Here is a 10,862-nt window from a genome sequence, read left to right as displayed (position 1 = left end):
CGAATGTATCGACTTACATTACGATTGTATCGGCTTACATTGCGAATGCAGCCGTCTGTACAGTTTATTTAACAGTTAATTCAGAAGGCAGCTATGCTGGAGGCAGAAGGCAGAAGGCAACCCACCCTTAAAAGAGTGGGATTGAAACAAGGACGTTTTATACCTCACTGCAAGCAGTTTCGGTATAATTATCATTCTGAACTGGGCTTTAGACCCAGAACTAAAGTATCAATTAACACTCCCCAACATAAGTGCCTTCTGCCCACCTACGGAAGCCGCTTTGCGTCTACGACCCTCTGCCTTTCTTTGTAAGTTGGCGCTAATATTTATAGCTATGTTAAGAAATTTCAATGTAGTGGACTGTCAAGGCTAAAATGATGCAATAAATCTCTGATTCTATCTCTGTGTTCTCTGCGCCTCTGCGGTTTATTAATGCACTATTTTAGCCTTGACACGCCAGTAGGGTGCGTTAGCCTACGGCATAACGCACGGTCAAGAATTCAAGCACCCTACAGCTAATTTATATTTCTTCATATACATTGAATTTTTCCCGCCGACTTACTTATCAGTTATCAGTTATCAGTAAAGAGTGATGTATTTATTCTTGGGTTTATGATCACTGATAACTGTTCACTGTTCACTGATTTAAGAACATCTTTATATTGATTGATCGTGCGATCGCGTCCTAGAATAGCCTTAAAAAGAAGTCGGAAGTTGCTGTAAAGAAAATTGTGTTGTATCACCAGTTCAATTCCCAGAAGCAAGTTTTGATCTATTCTGGAGTAGAAATAATCCAAAAAGCGCGGTGAATCATGGTTGTGAAGTTGCAGCGACCAATATTAGTAGGAGGACTAGGACTATCGTTCTCCTTGTGGATTTTACAAAGTTGGCACGATTCGATAGTGCAACTGGGAGAATATAGTCTCCTCAGTTTGTTATTGGTTGGTGGTGGTTTGTTGTTGTTAAAGCAAAATCGCACCAAACAGGATTCGCATGTACTCGATAGTTTACCAGTGGATCGAGAAACTGTAGAGAGTGCGATCGCTAAAACTGAAACTGTAATTAATCATCTTGCAGGTGAAGCTGAAAATAATGTAGAGACGTTACATGCAACGTCTCTGCTGCGAGAAAAAATTTCTCAGCTTTATACCGAGTTAGATAGAAAAGAAATTCATCTAGCTGTGACTGGCGGTAAGTCGGTGGGTAAAACCACCTTAATTAAAGTATTAACATCCAACTGGCGTCCAGGAATAGGACGTCAAATTTGTCTGCAAGAGATAGCACCTTTATTTATAGAAGCAGGCGAAAATTCAGACGCAGCTGCATTAGCACAAGCAAAAGCAACTGATTTCATTCTGTTCCTGACAAACGGGGATTTGACAGATACAGAATTTCAAACCATCCAGGAACTACAAGCAGAAAAACACCGGCTGATGCTGGTTTTCAATAAACAAGATCAATATTTGGCAGATGAACGCGCTAGTATATTGCTGGCTTTAAAACAGCGAATGCACCAGAACATAGTAGCGATTTCAACTTCTCCCCTTCCTGTGAAAGTCCGCAAGCACAACGATGATGGTTCTGTGCAAGAGTGGATGGAACAACCTGCGCCAGACATAGAGCAACTGACACAACAGTTAGGTGAAACATTAGCACAGCAAGGACAGCAGCTGGTATGGGCGACTACGATGAGAAAAGCGCTGTTGCTCAAAGCCGAAGCTAAAAACTGGTTAAATGGGGTAAGATGCGATCGCGCCAACCCAGTGATTGAACAATATCAGTGGATTGCAGCAGCAGCAGCTTTTGCTAACCCAGTTCCCGCGTTAGATATTTTGGCAACTGCGGCAATTAATGCCCAAATGATTGTAGATTTAGGTAATATTTATCAGCAAAAATTCTCTCTGGAACAAGCGAAAACCGTAGCTGGGGAGATGGGTAGCTTGATGCTAAAACTCGGTTTAGTTGAACTTTCTAGTAAAGTTATTGGAACTGTTCTCAAAAGTCACGCTGTCACATACGTTGCTGGTGGTGCAGTTCAAGGTGTGAGTGCAGCTTATCTCACCCGGTTAGCTGGACTTAGCTTAGTAGAATATTTCCAACAACAAGAAGTAGCAGTAAATTCAGCCAATAGATTTAATGTTGAGATACTGGGACAAACTTTGCAAAAAGTATTTCAGCAGAACCAACAGGTGGGATTTTTGCAGGGATTTGTCAAGCAAGGGGTAAAGCGTTTGTTACCAGAAGTTGCTGAGGGTGAACTTATTGGTGCTGAGAAGGTGGTGGGGTAATTTCACCAGAAGTTAATAGCTTACATCAATGTTGCATTAATGCTTTGCGCTGTTGATTATTCCGTAAATCGGTATTTTTGTAAAGATTTTTACCCACCTTGAAAGGGTATCCAAAATCCTGTTATACCATTTCACGTTAATAGCGATACATATGAATTTGTACCAGACGCGTTCGCTTTTAGCGTTCCCGCAGGGTAATTTCGCGTCTCTACACCGCCTGTATTTGTATCAAGATTTTTGTGAAATGGTATTAGAGGATGACTTTGATTATTTCGCCGCAATTATTCTTCGTTAAAATTTGCGATTCTCATAAATCATATGGGATTGCTATATCATTTTGATTTTTCTATAGTAATCATAAGAATTACGAATATTAACTAGTGTTAATTAGTTCTAAAAATGGTATTTACTATAATTTAATACTGCTAATAAATGTTTAAATATTACTCACAATACGTTTAGAATCAGCATACTCTTCTCTAAGAGAACTGCTTTCTAAAAGGTCAAAAGGGAAGGTTTCAAGGAAAAAAATATTTCCTTTTCTTTTACCCTTTATGCCTTAGTCAAAACGTATTTATCTCATTCAGGAAATTCACAAAACAAATTCCTGAGTCAAGTAAAGCAGACAGCATTTAAGTTGCAACATCTGTTTTACGTCTGTACTTTGATTGCTGTTGAATACCGCAATTTAGTATTTATACATTCCATAGTTCTGTGAGGAGTTGTCATGTCTAAATATCTGCTAGCCTCTGCTGGTGGGGCTAGTTTGTTGTACTTAATTTTGGGATTGTTACCAGTACAAGCCCTGACTAATTTTGAGGTTAAAGATAACAAGCGAGTACAAAAAGTTCCTGAGAAAGTAGTGATTACTAAGAGTGCGAACACTCATGAAATAATCACAAATTATGGCAGTATTTTACCTCAAAAACAGGAAAATGAGCTAATTATAGCTAATGATTATCAACCAGATTCATCGGTTTTAACCCAGAAGCAAGAAAAGAGAAATCTAGAATTAAATTCTGCTCCTAATTCTTCATTACAAATTTCTCCAACATCTGTAAATTCATCTCAGACATCAGACAAAATTGCCCAAGTCACATCTGTCTCGCAATTGTCTGATGTCCAACCAACAGACTGGGCTTTTCAAGCATTACAATCTTTAGTTGAGCGCTACGGTTGTATTGCTGGGTATCCCAATGGTACCTATCGGGGTAATCGTCCGATGACTCGCTATGAATTTGCTGCTGGTTTAAATGCTTGTCTTGATCGAGTCAATGAAATCATTGCTACAGCAACTACTGATTTAGTCACAAAAGAAGATTTAGGGGCTTTACAGAGATTACAAGAAGAATTCGCTGCGGAATTGGCGACGCTAAAAGGTCGAGTAGATACACTGGAAGCTCACACAGCAGAATTAATAGCAAATCAGTTTTCCACAACAACCAAGCTCACTGGTGAGGTAATTATTGCAGCGATTGGTGCTACAGGAGGTTCTCCAGATACGGATGACTCTAATATCATCCTAACTAATAGAGTGCGGTTAAATCTCAACACCAGCTTTACAGGTAAAGACTTACTCATTACTGGTTTGCAATCTTATAACTTTTTGGGGGGTTTAGATGGTCGTGGTAGCTTGCAAGAATCTTTGGGATTAGCTTCATCTAGACTTAGTGCTAGTAGCGCCCGTACTAGTTTTGAACCTCAGTTTCCTGGAATTGACGTTAAAACTTTATCAGATGTCGGTGCTAATAATGTTGAGCTTTACAAACTACTTTATATATTTCCAGTCGCTGATAAATTAACTTTGTTTGCTGGAACTGCGGCGGAAGTTTCAGATGCTTTTCCTACTATTACACCTTTCTATGGTGAAGGACAAGAGTCGATTTCTCGGTTTGGAAACTTGAACCCCGTAGTACGTGTCTCAGGTGGTACTTCTGGCTCTGGTTTGGCTTCTGCTGTAGGATTTATTTTTAATATTTCTGATCAGTTAGATATTAGAGCTTTATACGGCAGCGTCAATGCTAACATTTCTCAAAATGCTCCAGACATCCTACCGGGAGTTTCTGGTACACCTTTAGGATCTGGTTTTTTTGGTGGTAGTAGTGTCATCGCCACACAATTAACTTTTAGACCAACTAGTTCTATAGATGTTGCTCTCAACTATGCAAATAGTTATCACGAAATCAATATCTTGGGTACAGGATTAACTAGTAGTGACATTGGGGCTTTAGCTAATCTTTCACTGGGTACACCCGTCAAACTTAATTCTTTTGGTGGTACACTAACTTGGCGTTTTTCTCCAAAAATTGCTTTATCTGGTTACGGTGCAGCAATATTTGTAGATGATTCTGCCCGTGATGTCGATGCTTCTACTACTTTCACTAGTTGGATGGTAGGACTTCACTTCAATGATTTATTCCACCAAGGAAATAACGCAGGTATTTTGTTTGGACAGCCACTGTATCGTACTTCTGCTGATGGCGATGCTGAACTTGCTTCTACAGGTGTTGATCGGGCTACACCTTATCATTTAGAAGCGTATTATCGTTTCAAAGTCAGTGATAATGTCAGTATTACCCCTGGAGCATTTGTGTTATTTAATCCCGAAGGTGATAGCAGAAACGATACAACCACTGTTGGTGTAGTCCGTACAACCTTCACTTTTTAAAAGTCATCATCTGCTTCTGCTTCGTTTTCCCAGTCTGAGGTCGGGATAGAGTCGGTAACTTCTACTACATCATCTGCAAAGCGAATTATTTCCCCATCAAAAAATTGTGCCAGACGTTGGGCGGCGATCGCTCCTTCATCACTTTCCCAATTGGGTGGTGACGTCTGAGATTGTGGTGTGGGTAAAGTTGGCGTCGCGTGAGTAGTATTTGTTACTGATTCTGTTTTTGGAATTACTGGTTTTACTGGTTGATGATTTTCAGTTACAGCTGGTTGTGGTTGTTGGTTGTAATTGGGTGGAAAGGTTTGATGAGCTTGACGGGTATTATTTTGAGGAAAATCTTTTTTTTCATTGCTAGGCGAGGTTTTTCCCTGATTTGGAACCAAACTCACCTTATATTTTTGCTGAAAAACTTTGACGAAAGCGGCTTCTATATCAACTAATTTACCTTGAGCAAGTTTGATCAGCTTTGGTGGTACACCTACAACAGCAACGCCATCGCCAATACTTAATAAGCGTCCATGCTGATTCAACAGTGCTTTGGCTGGTATTGGCAAAGATTCGACTATTTTTTGCCAAGTTGCTTCCAATGATTCTTCATTGGAAGATGGGGAAGTGCTTGGAGTGTGGGGAGTGTGGGGAGTGGGGGGAGTGTGGGGAGTGGGGGGAGTGAGGGAAGTGGGGGAAGTGGGGGGTGTGCTTGGAGTTGTCGTATCTTGTTTATTGGCTGTGTTAGTTTTTGTCTGTGTTACCTTGCCGTTAGAAACTGAGGAAGGTGGGATGATAGAAGGAGTTGGTGATGGTGAGACTGCGGGTGCAACAGGTCTTGTTATTGCTGGCTGAGTGTTAATAATAGTTGCTGAAGGTAGCAATCCCAGTAATGTGACTTCTAACCATAAGCGCGGCTGGGTGGTGTTTTTTAGTTGCACTTCAGCAGTTCTTAGGTGTTGTTGTCCTTGTAAAATAGTCCTGATATCTAACTGTTGAGCAGAATTAACAAGTGCTTGCCAAGTTTGAGGAGTACAAGCAACCAAATTTTGACGATTGGGTGCTGTTTTGGCTATGAGTAAATCGCGATAAAAAGCGGCCAGGTTTTGGAGAATAATCAGAGGTTCTCGACCACGATCTAGAATTTGACGAGTACAATCTAGAACTGCTTCAGTGTTGTCTTTGGCGATCGCACTCAAAAGTGTGAGTAAGTCTTTTTCACTTACTGATCCTACCAAATCCCAAACTCGATCCGGCGTCACTTCCCCTGAGAATAAACTTAGTTGATCGAGTAAGCTTTCAGCATCTCGCAATCCTCCCTGAGCAATTTGAGCCACAAGTGTAATCGCTTCCGAATTAATATTTATATTTTCTTTGGTAGCAATAGTACTTAAATGCTGCACCATTGCTTCTAGGGGTATCCGACGAAAATCAAACCGTTGACACCGAGAAATAATTGTAGATAGTACTCTTTGCGGGTCTGTTGTTGCGAGGACAAAGACTACATGCTTAGGTGGTTCTTCGAGGGTTTTAAGTAGCGCATTAAACGCTGCTGTACTGAGCATGTGACAATTATGCACCAGTAGTCCATTAGCAACAAAGTTGTGATTGTCTGCTACTTCAATATCATAAACTCGTTCAACCCCAGCGAGGTTGACAGATTCGACCGTTGCCAAACTTGTAGTCCATTGAAGGGATGGAATACTGTTTGAGGTCTGCCAACCATTTTCTACTGGCATCTGCGCCCATCCATATGTACCAGTATGTTTTGCCAGTATTACGCCTGGTGTAAAATCTTGCTGCTGCTGGATAACCGGAAGTTGTGAGCCAACTGGCAATAATTTGATTTTCTTCTGGGGAGTATCCTTCCGTATGAAATTGGATTTGTGGACTTCCTTGTGGAGTGAGACTGAGAGATCCGTCATCCATGTACCACCAAGCAAGTCCTTCTGAAGTGACCTGATTGAGCCAAGCCATAGAGACGAGTTTTTTATCCCCATTTGGCTTGACAATGTCAAAGACGTCTTTAAGTTGGGGATAGCAGGATGTGTTACATGTGACTGATGTTTTACCGTATCCCCTGTTAGGTGACACTCGTAATTTTGGTTGCAGTTCTTTAAGACTACAGACTTTGTATTCCAGCCATTTTTGCTGGCTTTCTGCGTGTGTCCAAGACAACCTAGGAAATCTACTGTATTGATTTGGGTAACAGATGGAGCAATCTCCAAGTAGTGTTCCGTAGATAAGTCCCAGTGTTTCTGTTGATAAAACTTCCGCATCAGTGAGGAATTTTTTTGTTCTAAGTTCCCAAATACCGTGTCCTTTTTTGTATGGATGTCTTTGCCAATGAGATTGAATGCTACTAATTCCTTTACCTTTTTTCTGTAAAAAGGCTGGAATATCGAGCTGTTCTCCACACTCACAAGCGCACATAGGTCGGAGTAATTCAGCTTGTTGCAGGATGGATTCGAGATTATATGTTTTTTGCCCGTAGGTATTACCTTTAAATTGGTGTCCACAAACAAATCGCCGGATACGTCCATCTGTCCCAAATTTGTAAATGGGAGTACCACATCCGCATTCGCAGGGGACAGTATCCTCATTCCTTCTTTTACGTCTTTTGCTGCTATCCATCCCCTATCTGTCCTAATTAAATGATTGCTAGTACATCTGATTTCGCAGCTAGTTGTCTTAATAACTAAGGTTTGACGTTCGCCTCGATCTAGCCAGCGAATAACTTTTTTATACTCCCATTGTCTTGTAGAGTCGTTATAACTGAGTACTTTTTTATTTTTAATTTTGGGATTATCAATTCTGATCAATCCTTTATCAGTCAATACCAAAGAATCTCCTGTCAGGCACTCATCGACCACATACACTTTATATCGACATTGAACAGGGGCAAATTGCGCCCTTTCAATCATCTCTCTGATGTTGTCTACGCCTGTGTTACTGGCAGCGTCTATTTCAATTACATCTAAAGAGTAACCTTTGGTGATTCCCTGACAAACATCACACACACCACAGGGTTCAGCTGTGGGTTTATCACTTTTGAGACAGTTGAGTGATTTAGCTAAAATGCGGGCGCTGGAAGTTTTACCTGTGCCTCTTGGCCCTGTAAACAAATAGGCTGGTGCAATTTTAGATGCACAAATAGCATTAGTGAGAGTGGTCGCGATCGCTTCTTGTCCTACCAGTTCAGCAAAACTCTTTGGGCGATACTTATGGTGCAGAGGTTCGTAAAACATGGATGGCAATGCCTTGTCTGTTTTGGGAGTCGCACCCAGTCGAGTTTGGGATTCAATCATTTTAGCTAAAGAGGGGAAAGGGGAAAGGGGACAAGGGAGCGGGGAGAGGGGGGAGACAAGGGAGTGTGGGGAGTGTGGGGAATGTCGGAGGAATTATTTGACAAGTCTGTTCCCAATGCCCCATGCCCAATTCCCAATGCCCCATGCCCCATGCCCAACCCCCAATGCCCAATGCCCAATGCCCAATCCCCAATGCCCAATCCCCAATGCGTAGCGACTGGTCGTAGACATCGCTACAATCTTAGGGTAAACAAAACTCGGGGGGTGCCGGAGATGCTCAAACGGCTAATTCAATGGTTAAAAAGGTTTTTTCAACGCTTATTGGGCAACCAAAAGGTTCCAGTAGCATTTGGAGGTGATTATCAAAAAGAACCACCTCCACCCCTAAGCGATACAGATTTAGAATTTCTGTTCACCGAACTGTTAGAAGGAGTACATCAAGCTAGAGGACAACACTGGGCGCTGAAGTGGCTACATAATATTGAGCATCGCGTCCCAACAGAACGTTGGATAGAGTGGTTGCATCGCTTTGATGAAAAATTGCTAGCATCACCTACTCCTAATACTGAATTAGCCGCTCGAATGGTGCAATTAGGAGAATTGGAAGTTGGAGAAGTCGGAGATTTTGCTCATAATATCGGGATGCAATTATTGGAACGTAATCAAGGAGAACCAGTATGGGAATATGAAGGCCCAGACGCACAAATTGAAACCTTTACCTCAGCAACAGATACTAGTGTAGAAAATTTCCCAACCGAGCAAATTTTCCAAGTAACAGATGAAGTACAAAATCTCCCTGAAGGAGAATTTCAAACTGTAACCCTGGATGAATTGCAGATTCTGATGCAGCAGGATGAGAATTTACGTCTGATGATTGCTCAACAATTAGGAATTGAGAGTGAAGATCCGCAAATGATTATCCAAGCTTTAATTGATCAATTCCATGCTGCCAATCAATCAACTACAGAACAAGGATGAATTATTGCGCTCCTGGTGGGCGCAGTTCAAATACTGTAGTAGAAAGGAAGAGCCTGTAAGATTCATGTCAAACATCTTGTCTACGCAGTTCATGATCATCCCTCAATAGCTAAATTGATATTTGTAGTTAAAAATAGTAGTACACAAATACTAAAACAGTAGACGAAAAAATGCAAAGTTTTTGAAAAAATTGTTGATACCTTGTAAAATTTTGTATTGATAACTGTTAAACCGGAGTTAAATCTACAGTGGTACGCTAAAGCAACAAACATACAAATAATTAGATTCGCTTCAGTCGGGCAAAAAGTCCGAAGTAATTGTGTTTTTTGTTGCTAAAGTTTGTTGGAGCCACTGTGGAAATACCTGTGTACTACTTGGACAAAATTCGTGCTGCATATCCCAATATTGAGTTTGAACATCTGGATTTTAACCAGGATGGGATGGTTAATGATGTGGTAGTGGTCAATCACAAGCTTGTTTGTCGCTTTGCTAGAGAAGATTGGGGAAAAGATGTTCTTGTTCAGGAAGCAAAATTATTAGAAATCGTCAAACGCTACGTAGATTTACCTGTTCCTCAATTTGAACATCTAGAAGCAGATTTTGTTAGCTACTCATATATTCCGGGTGAACCGCTTTCTCGCAACACCCTGTTAAAGTTAAGCGATACTGTGCGATCGCGTATCATTTCACAACTGGCTACATTTCACTACCAGTTACACAGTATCCCGACAGAAATTTTACTACAGGCTGAGATATCTACCTCTAATACTGTGCGATCGCGCCAAGATTGGTTACAACTTTACGAACAAGTTCAAGAAAATCTGTTTCCCCATCTTTGGCGTCATCAGAAAACTTGGATACAGGAACTATTTGCGCCTGTGGTGTCGGGTGAACTCGACTTTAACTACACACCTGTACTCATCAATGGTGATTTGGCAGTATATCACGTTTTGTTTGACCCTGTGTCAGAAAATATTAGTGGTGTGATTGACTTTGGTGTTGCTGGCTTTGGCGACCCAGCTTGTGATATTGCTGTTCAACTCAGCAATTATGGAGAGAGTATTGTGTTGCAAATGGAAAAATATTATCCCATGCTAGGAGATGTTATCGACCGGGCGCGATTCTGGATGGGGACTTTAGAGCTTCAGTGGGCTAATTATGGTCTCAAGTATAACGATAGTTCCCTACTGCTAGCACATATTGGTTTGGCAAGAGACGTTCAAAAATCATTTTTGGGTTAGTCAAAATCATTTCGGGGTTAGCCAAAATCATTTCGGGGTTCGTCTACCATTTCACGTTAATCACGATACACATAAATTTTGTTCCAGACGCGATATATCGCGTCTCTACACCATTTGTATTTGTATCAGGGTTTTAGTGAAATGGTAGTCGAAATCATTTCGGGGTTCGTCGAAATCATTTCGGGGTTCGTCGAAATCATTTCGGGGTTCGTCGAAATCATTTCGGGGTTAGCCAAAATCATTTTTGGGTTAGCCGAAATCATTTTTGGGTTCGTCGAAATCATTTTTGGGTTCGTCGAAATCATTTTTGGGTTCGTCGAAATGATATGTCTCCAAATACTGCTCGGTTAAGGATTTTTCGTCATAATTTTGGGGTTGTAGAGACGCGATA

General features: G+C 41.1%; 5 protein-coding genes. 4 read left to right on the top strand and 1 reads right to left on the bottom strand.

Going from position 1 to position 10,862, the window contains the following annotated elements:
• Positions 1–812 precede the first annotated feature (812 nt).
• Positions 813–2,288, top strand: coding sequence for a YcjF family protein (locus B4U84_RS19875; RefSeq protein WP_131120256.1), 1,476 nt, complete (start codon positions 813–815; stop codon positions 2,286–2,288).
• 727 nt (positions 2,289–3,015) lie between these two features.
• Complete coding sequence (locus tag B4U84_RS19870) at positions 3,016–4,956, top strand: iron uptake porin (RefSeq protein ID WP_131120254.1); 1,941 nt, start codon at positions 3,016–3,018, stop codon at positions 4,954–4,956.
• Here B4U84_RS19870 and dnaX read toward each other — a convergent pair.
• Positions 4,953–8,192 (bottom strand): DNA polymerase III subunit gamma/tau, encoded by a 3,240-nt coding sequence (dnaX, locus tag B4U84_RS19865; RefSeq protein WP_131121013.1) that lies wholly within the window; start codon positions 8,190–8,192, stop codon positions 4,953–4,955. The genes B4U84_RS19870 and dnaX overlap by 4 nt on opposite strands.
• 333 nt (positions 8,193–8,525) lie before the next feature.
• Here dnaX and B4U84_RS19860 point away from each other — a divergent pair, with 333 nt between their 5' ends.
• Positions 8,526–9,230, top strand: coding sequence for a hypothetical protein (locus tag B4U84_RS19860; RefSeq protein ID WP_044447001.1), 705 nt, complete (start codon positions 8,526–8,528; stop codon positions 9,228–9,230).
• A gap of 326 nt (positions 9,231–9,556) precedes the next feature.
• Positions 9,557–10,471, top strand: a complete 915-nt coding sequence (locus tag B4U84_RS19855) for a phosphotransferase family protein (RefSeq protein WP_044447003.1) — start codon at positions 9,557–9,559, stop codon at positions 10,469–10,471.
• The last annotated feature ends 391 nt before the right edge of the window (positions 10,472–10,862 follow it).

The sequence above is a fragment of the Westiellopsis prolifica IICB1 genome (assembly GCF_004323185.1).
Taxonomy (GTDB): Bacteria; Cyanobacteriota; Cyanobacteriia; order Cyanobacteriales; family Nostocaceae; genus Pelatocladus; species Pelatocladus prolificus_A.
This window is presented reverse-complemented; position numbering and strand designations above follow the sequence as displayed.

Excerpts from the sequence above, each read along its gene's own strand:
- B4U84_RS19875 (WP_131120256.1), top strand. The coding sequence starts at position 813 with ATGGTTGTGAAGTTGCAGCGACCAATATTAGTAGGAGGACTAGGACTA.
- B4U84_RS19870 (WP_131120254.1), top strand. The coding sequence starts at position 3,016 with ATGTCTAAATATCTGCTAGCCTCTGCTGGTGGGGCTAGTTTGTTGTAC.
- dnaX (WP_131121013.1), bottom strand. The coding sequence starts at position 8,192 with ATGTTTTACGAACCTCTGCACCATAAGTATCGCCCAAAGAGTTTTGCT.
- B4U84_RS19860 (WP_044447001.1), top strand. The coding sequence starts at position 8,526 with ATGCTCAAACGGCTAATTCAATGGTTAAAAAGGTTTTTTCAACGCTTA.